11 protein-coding genes are annotated in these 14,319 nt (G+C 69.4%); 1 reads left to right on the top strand and 10 read right to left on the bottom strand.

The window, feature by feature from the left end:
* Positions 1 to 19: 19 nt before the first annotated feature.
* From aroB to aspS, 10 genes are all read right to left on the bottom strand, one after another.
* Positions 20 to 1,147 carry a 3-dehydroquinate synthase gene (aroB, locus tag J2S35_RS09790; protein ID WP_309852867.1) on the bottom strand — a complete coding sequence of 376 codons (1,128 nt, stop codon included), beginning with the start codon at positions 1,145 to 1,147 and terminating at the stop codon, positions 20 to 22.
* Positions 1,144 to 1,713 (bottom strand): shikimate kinase, encoded by a 570-nt coding sequence (locus tag J2S35_RS09785; RefSeq protein ID WP_309852865.1) that lies wholly within the window; start codon positions 1,711 to 1,713, stop codon positions 1,144 to 1,146. Before J2S35_RS09785 ends, aroB begins: the two co-directional genes overlap by 4 nt.
* Entirely contained in the window at positions 1,710 to 2,921 is a 1,212-nt protein-coding gene (gene aroC, locus J2S35_RS09780; RefSeq protein WP_309852863.1) for a chorismate synthase, read from the bottom strand. Before aroC ends, J2S35_RS09785 begins: the two co-directional genes overlap by 4 nt.
* 26 nt (positions 2,922 to 2,947) lie before the next feature.
* Entirely contained in the window at positions 2,948 to 3,862 is a 915-nt protein-coding gene (locus tag J2S35_RS09775) for a shikimate dehydrogenase family protein (RefSeq protein ID WP_309852861.1), read from the bottom strand.
* Entirely contained in the window at positions 3,859 to 5,181 is a 1,323-nt protein-coding gene (gene mltG / locus J2S35_RS09770; protein WP_309852858.1) for an endolytic transglycosylase MltG, read from the bottom strand. The genes J2S35_RS09775 and mltG overlap by 4 nt, the downstream gene beginning before the upstream one ends.
* Entirely contained in the window at positions 5,178 to 5,690 is a 513-nt protein-coding gene (ruvX, locus tag J2S35_RS09765) for a Holliday junction resolvase RuvX (RefSeq protein WP_309852855.1), read from the bottom strand. Before ruvX ends, mltG begins: the two co-directional genes overlap by 4 nt.
* An 8-nt stretch (positions 5,691 to 5,698) precedes the next feature.
* Positions 5,699 to 8,377 carry an alanine--tRNA ligase gene (gene alaS / locus J2S35_RS09760; protein WP_309852852.1) on the bottom strand — a complete coding sequence of 893 codons (2,679 nt, stop codon included), beginning with the start codon at positions 8,375 to 8,377 and terminating at the stop codon, positions 5,699 to 5,701.
* A 226-nt stretch (positions 8,378 to 8,603) separates the two neighbouring features.
* A complete protein-coding gene (gene rpsD, locus J2S35_RS09755) occupies positions 8,604 to 9,230 on the bottom strand; it encodes a 30S ribosomal protein S4 (protein WP_309852849.1) in 627 nt (208 codons plus the stop codon).
* A 191-nt stretch (positions 9,231 to 9,421) separates the two neighbouring features.
* Complete coding sequence (locus J2S35_RS09750; protein ID WP_309852844.1) at positions 9,422 to 10,765, bottom strand: replication-associated recombination protein A; 1,344 nt, start codon at positions 10,763 to 10,765, stop codon at positions 9,422 to 9,424.
* A gap of 15 nt (positions 10,766 to 10,780) precedes the next feature.
* On the bottom strand, positions 10,781 to 12,625 hold the full coding sequence (gene aspS / locus J2S35_RS09745) for an aspartate--tRNA ligase (protein ID WP_309853132.1): 1,845 nt from the start codon (positions 12,623 to 12,625) through the stop codon (positions 10,781 to 10,783).
* A gap of 217 nt (positions 12,626 to 12,842) precedes the next feature.
* Here aspS and J2S35_RS09740 point away from each other — a divergent pair, with 217 nt between their 5' ends.
* On the top strand, positions 12,843 to 14,231 hold the full coding sequence (locus J2S35_RS09740) for a DUF349 domain-containing protein (RefSeq protein ID WP_309852840.1): 1,389 nt from the start codon (positions 12,843 to 12,845) through the stop codon (positions 14,229 to 14,231).
* The last annotated feature ends 88 nt before the right edge of the window (positions 14,232 to 14,319 follow it).

Here is a 14,319-nt window from a genome sequence, read left to right as displayed (position 1 = left end):
GTCCCCCACCGCGAATTCGCTACTCCGCGATCTCCTGATACGCCGCGAAGAGAACGGAGGGGTCAGGGACGTCGAGCACGGTCGGCTGCCCGATCCCCGTGAGGATGACGAAGCGCAGCATGGACCCGCGGGCCTTCTTGTCGCGCCGCATGCCGTCGAGGAGGGCCTGCCACCGGTCCCCGCGGTACGTCGTCGGCAGTCCGAGGCTCGTGAGGATCCTCACGTGACGGTCCGCGTCCTCATCGGAGAGCCGGCCCATGGACCGGGCGAGCTCCGCCACGAACGCCATGCCCACAGACACCGCCGCTCCGTGGCGCCACGAGTAGCGCTCGGCGAGCTCAATCGAGTGGGCGAGCGTGTGACCGTAGTTGAGGAACTCACGCTGTCCGCTCTCGCGGAAGTCAGCGGAGACGATCTCCGCCTTGACGGCGATGGCTCGCTGCACCAGCTCCCGGAAGACGACCGATGCCGGGTCCGTGGCCTCGTCCGTGTGCTCCTCGATGAGCTCGAGGATGCGCGGGTCCCTGATGAATCCGCACTTGACCACCTCGGCGAGCCCGTTGATGAGTTCGTTGCGGGGCAGGGTCGCCAAGGCGTCCAGGTCCGCGAGGACGCCCGCCGGCGCGTAGAAGGTGCCGACGAGGTTCTTGCCCTCGGCCGTGTTGATGCCGGTCTTGCCGCCCACGGCCGCGTCGACCATCCCGAGCAGGCTCGTCGGCATGTGGACGACCTTCACCCCGCGCAGCCAGGTCGAGGCCACGAAGCCCGCCACGTCAGTCACGGCGCCGCCGCCCACCGAGACAATCGCGTCGCTGCGCGTGAAGTCGTTCTGGCCCAGGACCTGCCAGCAGAACCCGGCAACCTGGAGGTGCTTGGCCTCCTCGGCGTCGGGGATCTCGGCCGTCACGGCCTCGTAGCCGCGCTCGGTGAGCTCCTCCCGCACCGCATCGCCGGTCGCGCGCAGGGCGCGCGGGTGAATGACGAGGACCTTGGCCACGCGCTCCCCGAGGAGCTCGGGCAGGCGGGAGAGGAGCCCCCGGCCCACGACGACGTCGTAGCCGCCCTGGTCCTCGCCGCCGACACGGATGCGCCACGGCTCGGCGGCCGCCGCCTCGGGCTGCTGGGGGGCGGGCTGTGCATCGGTCATCGAGGTGTCTCCTTGGACTCGTGCTGGTCAGTCGTGTCTGGCTCGGCTAAGCCATCGAGGATGAGGCCCACAATGGCCTCGGGGCGGCGGACCTCAACGCTCGCGACGTCGATCGTCCGCGTCGCGAGGCGCTCGTAGGTCGAGCGGCGCCGGTCATAGACCCGCTCCCACGCCTCCACGGGATTCTCGGAGAGGAGCGGGCGGCGCCGGTCCCGCGTGATGAAGGGCCGCACGGTCTCCACGTCCGTCTGGAGGTAGACGACGTACTCGCGGGTGAGCAGCTGCGCCGTCCCAGCGTCCAGGACCGCGCCTCCGCCCAGGGACACGACGACGTCCCGTCGAGCGAGGGAGCTCGCGACGAGACGGGCCTCCGCCTCCCTGAAGAACGGCTCCCCGAGAGACTCGAAGACTCGCGAGATGGGCCCGTGCTTCTTCTCGAACTCGTGGTCAGTGTCCACGAACTCGAGGCCCAGGCGCTGGGCCAGGCGGGAGCCGACCGTGGACTTCCCCGCGGCCATGGGGCCGATGAGGACGATCCGCTCGGGCGTCCGCGCGGCTGGCGTCACCGCGTCTCCCGCGGCGCCGTCCGCACGGAGGCGGGAAGCGACTCGAGGTAGGACTCAAGGTTGCGGCGCGTCTCAGCGAGCGAGTCGCCGCCGAACTTCTCCAGAACGGCCTCAGCAAGGACGAGCGCCGTCATGGCCTCGGCGACGACGCCCGCGGCCGGGACCGCACAGACGTCGGAGCGCTGGTGGTGGGCCCGGGACGGCTCTCCCGTGGCCACGTCGATCGTGGCGAGCGCCTTCGGCACCGTGGCGATCGGCTTCATCGCCGCGCGGACGCGGAGGACATCCCCCGTGGACATGCCGCCCTCAACCCCGCCGGCCCGGTTCGCCGCGCGCGTGGCGGCTGCGGGAGCGTCGGCAGGAATGATCTCGTCGTGTGCGGCCGACCCGGGGCGGCGCGCCGTGGCGAACCCGTCGCCGAACTCGACGCCCTTGATGGCCTGGATCCCCATGAGGGCGCCAGCCAGGCGCGCGTCGAGCCTCCGGTCCCAGTGCACGTAGGAGCCGAGTCCCGGCGGAAGACCGTAGGCGAGGACCTCGACGACTCCGCCGAGGGTCTCCCCCGCCTTGTGAGCCTCGTCCACGACACCCACCATGGCCTCGCTCGTTGCTGAGTCGAAGCAGCGCAGCGGGTCGGCGTCGAGAGCGGCCACGTCGTCGGCCGTCGGGAAGGGGGCGTCCTCCGGCACCGCGACCTCAGCGAGGGCCACCGTGTGGCTCACGAGCCGGATCCCCAGCTCCTCGAGGAGAGCGGAGGCGACGGCGCCCAGCGCCACGCGCGCTGCCGTCTCGCGGGCCGAGGCGCGCTCGAGGACGGGCCGGGCCTCGTCGAAGCCGTACTTCTGCATCCCGGCGAGGTCAGCGTGCCCCGGGCGGGGGCGCGTCAGGGGCGCGTTCCGGGCCCGGCCGTCCAGCGATCCCTCGGGGACGGGGTCTGCGCTCATGACCTCAGTCCACTTGGGCCATTCGGTGTTGCCGACCAGAATGGCGACGGGCCCGCCCTGCGTCAGCCCGTGGCGAACGCCGCCGGTGACAGTCACCTCGTCCTGCTCGAAGGACATTCGGGCCCCGCGCCCGTACCCGAGCCGGCGGCGGGCCAGCGCCTCGCGAATCCTCTCGGACGTGACGGGAATGCCCGCGGGGAAACCCTCGAGAATGCCCACGAGGGAAGGGCCATGCGACTCACCTGCTGTTAACCAACGAACCATGGTCCCAGCCTCTCACGTCTCGGGGATCAGGCGCGTGATCGGTCGGCCTCATGAGATGCGGGCAACCCCAAAGCGGCGGCCATGGAGGCCACGACGCGGGCGTCGGCCGCGAGCCCCGTGAAGAGCTCCACCTGGCGGACGGCCTGGTGAAGGAGCATGTCCAGGCCGTGGATGACGCGGCCGGGCCACACCTGGGCCAGGCGGGACGGCCACGGGTCGTACGCCACGTCGAGAAGCATTGTGTGGTGGTCCGCGGCCGCGCGCGCCCACTGCTCCGCGAACGGGTCGGCCGCCCTGGGCGGCAGGGTGGAGATGGCGACGCCGGTGCCGCCGGCGAGGACCGCCGCGGCACCCGCGAGAGGCACCACGTCCACGCGGAGGCCGAGCGCCTCCGCGGCGGCTCGGAGCGAAGGGGCCCCGTCGTCGGCCTTGGCAGGAGAGCGCAAGGCGAGCGTCACGCTCGATGTGCCGAGCTCAGCGAGGGCGGCAAGCGCGGCAAGAGCCGTGCCTCCCCCGCCGACAACGAGGGCATCGCCCGTCTCGGGGCGCGGAAGCCCGGCGCGTGCCGGACTCGCCATGGCGTCGCGGCCGGCACGGAGCGCCTCGACGATCCCGTCGACGTCCGTGTTCTCGGCGAAGACTCCCCCGTCCTCGACGACGAGCGTGTTCGCGGCGCCCAGGAGCTCGACCCTCGGGCTGAGGCGGGTGGCGAAGGCGGCCGCGGCGTGCTTGTGGGGCATCGTCACGGACAGGCCCGCGAACCCCTCGAAGGCCCCGCGGCGCCACTGGCTCGCAAGCTCGCCTTCGGGAACGCGGATGGCCTCGTACGAGGCGCCCTCAATCCCGAGGGCTGCGTACGCCGCCCGGTGGATCGTCGGCGACTGCGAGTGGGAGATCGGGTCCCCCACAACGCCTGCCTTGAGCGCGGCTGAGCCTGTCACTCGCACACGCCGGGGTGATCGGCGCAGTACTGCTGGTACTTGACCTCGTTCTTCTGGTGCTCCGCGTACGTCCTGGCGTACAGCGTTTCGCCCGTCTTGATGTCGATGGTCACCCAGTAGTAGTAGTCGTTCTTCTCAGGGTTGATCGTGGCCTCGATGGCCTTCTTCTCGGGCGAGCCGATGGGGCCGATCGGCAGGCCCTTGTTCGCGTAGGTGTTGTACTTGTTCGACTTGTCCCGCTTCTGGTCCTCGCTGATGTGCAGCGTGCGGGAGCCGAGGCCGTACGTGACGGTGGCGTCGGAGTTGATGAAGCCGCCCGTGTCCTCGTTGGGGCGCTCGACACGGTTCTCCAGGGCGCCGGCGATGGTCGCGTAGTTCGTGGGGTTGCCCTCGGCCTCGACGATGGAGGCCTTGGTCAGCATGATGTACTGCTTGTCCGCGTCCGTCACGCCCCCGGCCTTGAGGATGGAGAGCTGGCGGTCCACCATCTGGCGCACCATCTGCTCGGGAGTCGACTTGATGTCGAAGCGGTACTCGCCCGGGGCGAGGTAGCCCTCGAGATTCTTGGCCTTCGAGCTGAGGCCGAACCGCTTCGGGTCCTCGACGATCTTCTGGAAGTCCGTGAGCGGCATCCGGGTCTTCTCGGAGAGGGTCTTCGTCACCTCGTCGATGCGCATGTTTCCGGCGATCGGAACGTAGTAGACCTTGGTCATGTCCTTGGCCACGAGGGCCTTGACGGCCTCTTCGTTGCTCATCTTCGTCTTGAGCTCGTAGGTGCCGGGCTGGATCGTCGCCCCGTCGCTCAGCTGGTCGAACGAGCGCGCGAAACCCTGCTCGCTCGCGATCACGTCAAGGCTCTTGAGCTTGGCGTAGATGGAGGACGTGGCCATGCCCGGCTTCACCTCTAGCGTCACGGCCGTCTCTCCCGGGCCAGGGTAGGACTGGGGCTCGTTCATGCCCAGCAGCTGGCGCAGGCCGAAGGTGATGAGCCCGACGACGACCGCGAACGTCACGACCACGGACGCAAGGACAATGAGGCGACGACGGCGACGCCGCTGCCGGGCGCGCCGCGCGATGAGGCGGCGCTCGCGCGGTGTCAGCTCCTCCGCGGAGGGAACCTCGGCCGCTTCGGACAGCCGGACGGTCCGGGGGCCGTCCGTCTGCCATTCATCGTCAACCTCGAAGAGGTCGTCGTCTGTGACGCCGAGGTGCGAGCCGTGGAGCGTGCTCGCGGCGGACTCCGCTGCGGCGGCACGCCCAGCGCTCCTCGCGCGGCGGGCTCGTTTGGGCACGGACTTCGGAGAGGTTTCGTCGGTCACAGTGTTTCCTCTCCGGTTGAGTGCGGCGGGGCATCGGGCAACGGGGTGCCGGCTGCTCCATGCCGCTTGAAGGTCTCGAGGGCATGCTCCAGAATGGCCACGGCGGCCACCTGGTCAATGATCTTACGCTGATCCCGTGCGGCGACCCCCACGCCGGAGAGCTGCTGCTGCGCCGTGACGGTGGTCAGGCGCTCGTCCACCATCCGGACCTCGCACTCGACCCCGCCAGCCTGGAGGGCCGCCGCGAGGTGGGAAGCGTAGTCCCGCGCGTCCTGCGTCGAGGCCGTCTCGCGGCCAGACAGGGCGAGCGGAAGGCCGACGAAGACCCTCCGCGCGTCCCGTTCCGCCGCGATGGCGGCGATGCGGTGAACGTCCCGGCGCTTGCCTGCGTCCCGTTTGAGAGTGGCCACGGGTGTGGCCATGATCCCGTCGGGGTCGCTCGCCGCGAGTCCGACGCGGGCCTTGCCCACATCCACTCCCAGGCTCACGCCGGGCCGTTCAACGCTCACTCGGCCGCCTACTTCGCGAGCTCGGCCGTCAGGGCCGCCAGGGCGTGATCGATCTTCGACGCGTCCTGACCTCCGCCCTGGGCGACGTCGTCCTTGCCGCCGCCGCCGCCGCCGAGCACCTTCGTGGCGGCGCGGACGAGCATGCCCGCCTTCGCCCCGCTCGTGCGGGCGGCCTCGTTGGTCATGGCGACGACGATGGGCCGCCCGTTGGACGTGCCGATGAGAACGACGACGGCTGCGTCCGCACCCAGCCGGTCACGCACGGCGGTGGCAAGCTGCTTGAGGTCGTCAGCGGAGTCCACGTCGCCGAGGTTGGCCAGGACGACTCGACGCCCGGCGAGGTCCCGCGCTCCAGCGACGAGTTCGGGGACCCGCGCCGAAAGGGCCTGGGCCCGGTAGCGGGCGATCTCCTTCTCGGCGGCCTTGAGCTTCTCGAGAGTGGCCGTAATGCGGTCCTGCAGCTGGTTGGCCGGGGCCTTGAACTGCTCGGAGAGGGAGTGGACGAGCGCGCGCTCGGCCGCCTGGTGGCGGAAGGCCTCGTAGCCCACGAAGGCCTCGACGCGACGGTTGCCCGAGCCCACCGACTGCTCGCCCAGGAGCGTGAGCGAGCCGATCTGTGCCGAGTTGCCGACGTGCGTGCCGCCGCAGAGCTCGCGGGACCAGTCGCCGTTGATCTCGACGACGCGCACGACATCCCCGTAGTTCTCGCCGAAGAGGGCCATGGCACCGAGAGCCTTGGCCTCCTCGATGGGCATCTCACGGGTCAGAACCTCGTGGTGGCCGAGGATCGCCTGGTTGGCGACGTCCTCGATCTCCGAGCGCGTCTCCGGGGACAGCTGCTGCGCCCACGCGAAGTCGAATCGGAGGTAGCCGGCCTTGTTGAACGAGCCGCGCTGGGTGGCCTCCTTGCCGAGGAGCTGGTGCAGGGCCGCGTGGACGATGTGCGTCGCCGAGTGGGCCTGCTCCCCCGCGTGGCGGCGAACGGCGTCCACCTCTGCGAGGGCAAGGGCACCCTGGGAGACCTCGCCCTCTCGGACGATGGCCTTGTGGACCGAGAGGCCCTTGACGGGGCGCTGGACATCGAGGACTTCGAGGACGAAGCCGTCGCCGCGGATGACACCCGTGTCGGCCGCCTGGCCGCCTGCTTCGGCGTAGAACGGCGTCTCGTCCAGGACGAGCTCGATCTCGCTGCCGGCCGAGGCCGACTGCGTCGCCTGGCCGCCTGCGAGGATGCCGCGGACCGAGGACTCGGAGGTGAGCTCCGTATAGCCGGTGAAGAACGTCTCGCCGGCCTCGCGGAGGGAGGCGTATGCGGAGACGTCGACGCCGCCCAGCTTCTTCGCGAGAGAATCCGCCTTCGCGCGCGTGCGCTGCTCCTGCATGAGGGCTCGGAAGCCGTTCTCGTCGACGGAGACCCCGGCCTCCTCGGCCATTTCGAGAGTCAGGTCGATCGGGAACCCGTACGTGTCGTGGAGCGCGAACGCCTCTGCGCCCGACAGGCTCTCGCCGCGGCTCTTCGCCGCGACGACGGACTCCTCAAGGCGGGCCGTTCCGGACGCGATGGTGCGCAGGAACGACTTCTCCTCTGCCACCGCGATGCGGCGGATGCGCTCGAAGTCCTCGGCAATGTTGGGGTAGGTGCCGCCCATGGCGTCCTTGGACACCTCGACGAGCTCGCCCACGACGGGGCGCTCGACGCCGAGGAGGCGCATCGCGCGGATGGCGCGGCGCAGCAGGCGGCGCAGAACGTAGCCGCGGCCCTCGTTGGAGGGGGTGACCCCGTCCCCGATGAGCATGACCGAGGAGCGAATGTGGTCCGAGACCACGCGCATGCGCACGTCGTCGGCATTGCGGGGATCCGCAGGATCCTCAGTGCCCCCGTATTCCTTGCCGGAGAGCTCCGCAGCCTTGTCAAGGACTGCGCGGACCTGATCCGTCTCGTAGAAGTTCTCGACGCCCTGGAGGAGCATCGCCAGGCGCTCGACACCGAGGCCCGTGTCGATGTTCTTCGTCGGCAGCTCTCCGCGGATCTCGAAGTCATCCTTGCCGATGCCCTCGCCCCGCTCGTACTGCATGAAGACGAGGTTCCAGATCTCGATGTAGCGGTTGTCGTCCGCCGCAGGCCCGCCGTCGGCTCCGTACTCAGGGCCGCGGTCATAGAAGATCTCGGAGTCGGGGCCAGCGGGGCCGCCGGGCTGGCCCGCAGACCAGTAGTTGTCCTTCATGCCCATGCGCTGGATGCGCTCGGCGGGGAAGCCGACCGTCTTGGTCCAGATCTCGAAGGACTCGTCGTCAGTCTCGAAGATCGTGACCCAGAGGCGGTCGGGATCGAGGCCGAAGCCGCCCTTCTCGAGAGGCGACGTCAGAAGCTCCCATGCGAAGGGGATGGCCTTCTCCTTGAAGTAGTCCCCGAACGAGAAGTTGCCGGCCATCTGGAAGAACGTGCCGTGGCGGGCGGTCTTGCCGACCTCATCGATGTCAAGCGTGCGGATGCACTTCTGGATGCTTGTGGCCCGCCGGTACGGGGCCTTCTGCTCACCGAGGAAGTACGGGATAAAGGGGACCATGCCAGCGATCGTGAACATGATCGAGGGGTCGTTCGAGACGAGCGAGGCAGACGGGACAACCGTGTGGCCCTTGCTCTCGAAGAAGTCGAGCCACCGTTTGGTGATCTCCTCGGTCTTCATGCGGCGCGGGTTCCCTTCATTTCGGTGGGCGTTGGGCAACGCCCGTCAGTGCAGGTACTCAAATCTACCAACGAGTCCCGGTGCAGCGGTACAAGCCAGCCCGCGTCCCGGGTTCTGCAGCGCCGCCGTGCCGGCGCGGCACGGACGCGGCGCTCCCGGAAACGGAACGGCCCGCCGGTCCGAAGACCAGCGGGCCGCCCCATGCGCGTTCGCGCGAGAACGAGTGTCAGCGAGCGTAGTACTCGACGACGAGGTTCTCTTCGCACGTCACGGGAACCTCAGAGCGCTTCGGGCGGCGCACAAGGCGTGCCTGCAGCTTCTCGAGGGTGACGTCGAGGTAACCCGGAACGGCGGGGAGGACATCGCGGTGCGCGCCCGTGGCCGCGAGCTGGAACGGCTCGAACTTCTCGCTGCGCTCGTGAACGTGCACAAGCTGGCCCGGGGCCACGCGGAAGGACGGGCGGTCAACGCGCTGGCCGTCAACGAGAATGTGGCGGTGCACCACAAGCTGACGGGCCTGAGCGATCGTGCGGGCGAAGCCTGCACGCAGCACGAGGGCGTCAAGACGCATCTCGAGGAGCTCGATGAGGTTCTCACCGGTCAGGCCGGACGTACGGCGAGCTTCCTCGAAGACCCGGGTCATCTGGGCCTCGCGGATGCCGTACTGTGCGCGCAGACGCTGCTTCTCGCGAAGGCGCACTGCGTAGTCGCTGTCCTGCTTGCGACGAGCGCGGCCGTGCTGGCCGGGACCGTACGGACGGCGCTCCATGTACTTCTCGGCCTTAGGGGTCAGCGCAATGCCAAGGGCGCGCGACTGGCGCACCTTACGGCGGGCACGTGTGTTGTTAGCCACGTAATCCTCTTTTTCTGTCTTCAAGGCATGTCAGTTCACTGGCCTCCGGGCGCCCGAACTCCGTGACAGGCTCAGCCTGAAACGGGTCGATGACGCGGAGAGCTCGGGCCTGCCTTGCGGCCCTGCGCTGCAACCTGGGTGAACTCGCCTTGAAGAAGGCGCACGAAACCCACGGCTTGCCAGTCGTCCTTTCAGCTTACCTCATCCGGGCGCTGAATCCGCCGAATCCTCTCAAGGCGCGCCGCCACCTCGCGCTCCGCTCCGGTCTGCCCGGGCTCGTAGTATCGGGCGGTCTCGATCCCCTCCGGCAGGTACTGCTGGCGGGCCACCGAGGTCGGTTCGTCGTGGGGGTACACGTAGCCCTTGCCGTGCCCCAGCCCCTTGGCGCCCGGGTAGTGCGAGTCCCTCAAGTGCGCGGGCACGAGCCCCGCCTTGCCCGCCCGCACGTCTGCGAGGGCCGCCGAGAGCCCCATGTAGGAGCGGTTGGACTTCGGCGCCGTCGCAATGTGCACCACAGCCTGGGCCAGGACGATCTGCGCCTCCGGCATGCCGATGAGCTGGACCGCCTGGGCCGCGCTCACGGCGACCTGGAGGGCCATCGGGTCCGCCATGCTCACCTCTTCGCTCGCCGCGATGACAATGCGGCGGGCGATGAACCTCGGGTCCTCCCCCGCCTCGATCATGCGAGCAAGGTAGTGCAGGGCGGCATCCGGGTCAGAGCCGCGCATGGACTTGATGAACGCGCTCACCACGTCGTAGTGCTGGTCCCCGTCCTTGTCGTACCGGACGACGGCCTTCTGGAGGGCCTGCGCCACGTCGTCGCGCCCGATGTCCGCCCGCCCCTCCGCCGAGGCGACGTCAGCGGCCGCCTCGAGGGACGTCAGCGCGCGCCGCGCGTCCTGCCCGCTCAGCTCGACGAGGTCAGCCTTGGCCTCAGGCGAGATCGAGAACGCCCCGCCCAGGCCGCGCTCATCGGAGAGGGCCCTGTCCACGAGGGCGGCCACGTCGTCGTTCGTCAGAGGCGAGAGGGTCAGTAAAAGCGACCGGGACAACAGAGGCGCGATGACCGAGAAGGACGGATTCTCCGTCGTCGCCGCAACGAGTGTCACCCAGCCGTTCTCAACGCCCGGAAGGAGCGCGTCCTGCTGGGCCTTGGTGAAACGATGGATCTCGTCGAGGAAGAGGATGGTGCGCGTCCCGTGGAGGTCACGCTGCGTCAGCGCCTCGTCCATGACGCGCCGAACGTCCTTGACGCCGGCCGTGATGGCGGACAGCTCCACGAACTGACGCCCCGGTGCGCGGGCGATCACGTGCGCGAGCGTCGTCTTTCCCGTCCCAGGCGGCCCGTAGAGGATCACGGACGTCGAGCTCGCTCGGTCTCCGCCCTCCATGAGGCGGCGAAGGGCCGAGCCCGGGCTGAGGAGGCGGGACTGGCCCACAACCTCGTCCGCGGTGCGCGGCCGCATGCGGACGGCCAGCGGGGCCGGCGCCTTGGAGGCAGGCGCCGACCCTCCGCTCGAGAAGAGATCCTCCATCAGGCTCCCGGCAGGCTATGCCTTGGCGCCCTCGGCGGTCTGCGGGAGCGCGGCCTCGGCGGCGTCGCCCTCGGCACCGTCAGCGCGCTTGGCGTCGGCCTTGGCACCCTGCGGCTTCGCGTCGATCCCCGCCTCCTTGCGCTGCTGCGCGGTGATGGCTGCGGGAGCGCCGGTGAGCGGATCGAACGCGCCGGCCTTCGGGAAGGCGATGACGTCGCGGATGGACTCCGAGCCCACGAGGATGGACATGATGCGGTCCCAGCCGAAGGCAATTCCACCGTGCGGGGGCGCACCGTACTTGAAGCCCTCGAGGAGGAAGCCGAAGTTGCGCTGCTGGTCCTCCTCGCTCAGCCCCATGACCTCGAAGACGCGCTGCTGAACCTCGCGGTCGTGGATACGGATCGAACCGCCTCCGATCTCGCTGCCGTTGCAGACCACGTCGTAGGCCTGGGCCAGCGCGTTCTGCGGATCCTCATGGAACGTGCCCAGCAGCTCGGGCTTCGGCGAGGTGAAGGCGTGGTGGAGGGCGGTCCAGGCGCCCTGTCCGACGGCGACGTCGCCTGCGGCGGTCGCGGCCGCCGCGGACTCGAACATCGGGAAGTCAACGACCCAGGCGAAGGCGTACTCGCCCTCCTTGATGAGTCCGGTGCGCCGCGCGATCTCAACGCGGGCCGCTCCGAGGAGCTCCCGAGCCGCGTCGCGCTCGCCTGCGGCGAAGAAGACACAGTCACCGGGCTCGGCGCCGACGAAGGCGGCGAGGCCGTCCTTCTCCGCATCGGAGAGGTTCTTGGCGACGGGGCCCGTCAGCTGGCCGTCCTCCTGGATGAGGACATAGGCGAGGCCCTTGTGCCCGCGCTGCTTCGCGAACTCCTGCCACCCGTCGAGGGTGCGGCGCGGCTGCGACGCCCCGCCAGGCATGACGACGGCACCCGTGTAGTCCGCCTGGAACACGCGGAAGGTCGTGTCCTTGAAGTAGCCGGTCATCTCGGTGAGCTCGAGACCGAAGCGCAGGTCCGGCTTGTCAGAGCCGTACTTGTCCATGGCCTCGGCGTACGTGAGGCGCTGGAAGGGCGTCTCGATCTCCACGCCGATGGTCTTCCAGACGTTGACGAGAATGCGCTCAGCGAGGGCGATGACGTCCTCCTGCTCGACGAAGCTCGCCTCGATGTCGAGCTGCGTGAACTCCGGCTGGCGGTCCGCGCGGAAGTCCTCGTCGCGGTAGCAGCGGGCGATCTGGTAGTACTTCTCGAAGCCGCCGACCTGGAGGAGCTGCTTGAAGAGCTGCGGGCTCTGCGGCAGGCCGTACCAGTTGCCCGGAGACAGGCGGGAGGGCACGATGAAGTCTCGCGCTCCACCCGGCGTGGAGAGCGTGAGCGTCGGCGTCTCGATCTCGACGAAGTCCTCGGCCTCGAGGACCTCGCGCGCCGCCTTGTTCACCTGGCTGCGGAGGCGGATGTTCCGGCTCATGTTCGGGCGGCGGAGGTCGAGGTAGCGGTGCTTCAGGCGAGCCTCTTCGCCCACCTCGACGTGCTCGTCCACCTGGAACGGCAGCGCTGCGGCCTTGTTGAGCACGACGACGCGCTCGGCGACAACCTCGATCTCGCCGGACGGGAGGGCCGGGTTCTCGTTGCCCTCGGGGCGTCGCTCGACCGTCCCCTCGACCTGCAGCACGAACTCGTTGCGCAAGTGCGCGAAATCGGCCTCGTCCCGGATGACCACCTGGGAGACCCCGGTGGAGTCACGGAGGTCCACGAAGGCCACCCCGCCATGGTCTCGCCGGCGCGAGACCCATCCGGCCAGTGTCACTCGTTCTCCGATGTCAGCGGCCGTCAGGGCGCCGAGGTCGTGCGTACGCAGCACAGTCAATCCCTCCCAGGGGTAAAGCGCGTTCTTCTCGTTCACACGAGTCTACGTTGAACCTGGCTCGTGGCCTGAAGTGGTGCGGCCCACCCCGCCGCGAGTACGCTTCTAGCACGAGGAGCGAACCGCTGACATCAGCGCGACGCCCTTTGACCACGCCCGGCGGGGCCCCCTCTCGCCGCGGCCTCGACGCATCATTGAGGAAAGAGTTCTCCCGGTGGACCAGAATTCCGACGACCAGACGACGCAGGAACCTCAGGACGGAACCCAGTCCGAGGCGCCGGCACAGCCCGCGCCCGCAGAGGGCCCGGCCATCGTTCCCGCCCCCGAGGCGCCCGTGCGGATTGACGCCGTGGCCACTGACCTCGATGAGGCCCGCCGCTTCGGCCGGGTCGACGACGAAGGGCACGTCTTCGTCGTCGTCGGCGAGAGCGAGTACGCCGTGGGGCAGTACCCCGGCACCGACAAGGACGAAGCGCTCGCCTACTTCGTCAAGAAGTACGACGACGTCGTCAACCAGGTCGCCCTTCTTGAGGCCCGCATCGCCAGCGGCAACGTCCCCGGCAACCTGACGAAGACGCTCCAGCAGATCTCGCTCAGCATTGCCGACCACCGCTTTGTGGGCGACCTCGAAGCGCTCGCTGCCCGGATCGAGGCGCTCCGCGAGAACGCGGCCGAGGCACAGGCGAAGGCCAAGGAGCGCGCCGCAGCCCGCGCCGCAGAATCCCTGACGGCCCGCGAGGCCGTCGTGGCCGAGGCCGAGGAGATCTCGGCTCAGGACCCCCGCCGCATCCAGTGGAAGCAGTCCTCCGCCCGCATGGCGGAGCTCTTCGAGGAGTGGCAGCGCCTTCAGAAGGCGGGCCCGCGGCAGTCGAAGTCCGTCGAGGAGGGGCTGTGGAAGCGCTTCCGCGGCGCCCGCGCAGCCTTCGAGAAGAACCGCCGCTCCCACTTCAGCCAGCTCGATGCCGAGCACGCCGAGGCCAAGGCCGCCAAGGAGAAGCTCATCCAGAAGGCGGAGGAGCTCTCCTCGTCCACGGACTGGGGCGTGACAGCCGGCAAGTACCGCGACCTCATGACCGAGTGGAAGTCCGCCAAGCGCGCCTCCCGCAAGGACGACGACGCTCTCTGGGCCCGCTTCCGCGCCGCGCAGGACGTGTTCTTCAACGCCCGTCAGGCGGCCAACGACGAGATCGACGCGAGCTACCGCGACAACCTCACCGTCAAGGAGGGTCTCCTCAAGCGCGCCGAGGCCCTCCTCCCGGTCAAGGACCTCGCGGCGGCCAAGCGAGAATTCGCCATCATCCGGGACGAGTGGGAGTCCGCCGGCAAGGTGCCGCGCAAGGACATGGGCCGCATGGACGGCGGCCTGCGCCGAGTCGAGGACGCCATTCGCGCTGCAGAGCGCGAGGAGTGGGACCGCACCAACCCCGAGGTCCAGGCCCGCGCGAACTCGGCCCTGAGCCAGCTCGACGAGTCCCTGGCCAAGCTGGAGCGGGCCCTCGAGCGCGCCAAGGCGAGCGGAGACGCGCGCAAGATCGCTGCCGCCGAGGACGAGCTCGAGAAGAAGCGCGCTCTCGCCGCCCTCTTCAAGAACGCGCAGCGCTAGGCTCCTCACGGCCGGCGGCTGACCGCCCGCCCGAACGACCCCGGGCAGAAACGTTATCCACGTTTCTGCCCGGGGTCTTCTTCATCAT

It is taken from the genome of Falsarthrobacter nasiphocae, assembly GCF_031456275.1.
Taxonomy (GTDB): domain Bacteria; phylum Actinomycetota; class Actinomycetes; order Actinomycetales; family Micrococcaceae; genus Falsarthrobacter; species Falsarthrobacter nasiphocae.
This window is presented reverse-complemented; position numbering and strand designations above follow the sequence as displayed.

What these genes read in the sequence shown, in the direction of transcription:
- aroC (WP_309852863.1), bottom strand. Translation starts at nt 2,921, where the DNA reads ATGGTTCGTTGGTTAACAGCAGGTGAGTCGCATGGCCCTTCCCTCGTG.
- aroB (WP_309852867.1), bottom strand. Translation starts at nt 1,147, where the DNA reads ATGACCGATGCACAGCCCGCCCCCCAGCAGCCCGAGGCGGCGGCCGCC.
- alaS (WP_309852852.1), bottom strand. Translation starts at nt 8,377, where the DNA reads ATGAAGACCGAGGAGATCACCAAACGGTGGCTCGACTTCTTCGAGAGC.
- J2S35_RS09750 (WP_309852844.1), bottom strand. Translation starts at nt 10,765, where the DNA reads ATGGAGGATCTCTTCTCGAGCGGAGGGTCGGCGCCTGCCTCCAAGGCG.